Genomic DNA, 1,170 nt, shown 5'->3' with positions numbered 1-1,170 from the left:
ATACCAAGCTGCATTGATTACGACCCACGTGCCCATTTGCGGCGTCCGATAGTCATGATGCGCCACGGCTGATCGATCAGTCTATTCCAGGCGTCGCAGCATAGGTCGATGATGTTGTCGTGGGATGTGAAGATGCGGTTGGATAGCCAATTATCGCGCATGAACTGCCAGATATTTTCTACTGGGTTGAGCTCAGGACATTTCGGCGGCAGCGGAACGATGCTGATATTCTCGGGCACTTCCAACTTCCCGGTCATGTGCCATCCGGCCTGATCCATCAGCAGCACGCCGCGGGCGCCAGGCTCGATAGCGAGCGATATTTCCGCCAGGTGCAGCGACATGGTCTGGGTATTGCAGACCGGAAGGATCAGGCCAGCCCCTTTGCCCAGTTCGGGGCAGATAGCACCAAAGATATAGGCTGATTTCGTCCTCTGATCCTTGGGTGCCGACGGCCGAGTACCGCGCCTGGCCCAGCGGCGGGTGATCTTGTTCTTCTGGCCGATGCGGGCTTCGTCCTGGAACCAGACCTCTATCGGCGTGCCGTGCGGGAGGGCGCCTTTGATCTTTGCCAGCTCGGCTGCAAAGCCCCCCTTTTGAAGTCCTCCATAGCATATTCATTCTGGGCATGGTGGCGCGGGCGCGCTGTCAGTTTGACATAGCCCTGCTTCTTCAACTCCCGCCCCACGGTCGTTTCGGTCAGCGATACGCCAAATTCATCATGGAGCCACCGCGCCAGGTCGATCAGCCGCCACCGGACAACTCCATGGATCGCCGGGATCGGGCCGCTTTCCACGATCTCTGCAAGCGCCATGCGCTGGGCATCATTCAACAAGGAAGGCTTGCCCGGTGCCTTGCCATCGAGGAGCCCGTCTGGTCCTCGGGCATTGAACCGCACGACCCAGTCCCGCACGATCTGCCGCGTTACCCCACCGATACGCGCCGCATCGCTGCGGCTCCCGCCATCATAAATTTCCGCCAATGCAAGCAGCCGGCGCCCCTGGTTCGCGCTCCTCGTCGCGCGCGCCAGTCGCCTCAACCTCGCCGCGTCAAAGTCGTCCCGCAGTCCAATCGCTGCACCCATGGCCATGCCCTCCAATCGGCGCCCATAGATTCAGAAATTTGCCGCTTTGGGAATCCCCTACATGAGTCAGCATCATGGAAGGTTGGTAT

Annotated in this window: 1 protein-coding gene; it reads right to left on the bottom strand. The window is 59.9% G+C overall.

All coding sequences use genetic code 11. The annotated features are described in order from the left end of the window. Positions 1-17 precede the first annotated feature (17 nt). Positions 18-1,081 (bottom strand): IS630 family transposase gene (locus HHL08_RS25270; RefSeq protein ID WP_169575588.1). Its coding sequence is split into 2 segments (ribosomal slippage): positions 18-587 and positions 590-1,081, totalling 1,062 coding nucleotides; the frame shifts between segments, so codons are not numbered across the junction. Positions 1,082-1,170: the final 89 nt, after the last annotated feature.

Origin of the sequence: Sphingobium psychrophilum (assembly GCF_012927105.1) — a bacterium.
GTDB classification, from domain to species: Bacteria; Pseudomonadota; Alphaproteobacteria; order Sphingomonadales; family Sphingomonadaceae; genus Sphingobium; species Sphingobium psychrophilum.
This window is presented reverse-complemented; position numbering and strand designations above follow the sequence as displayed.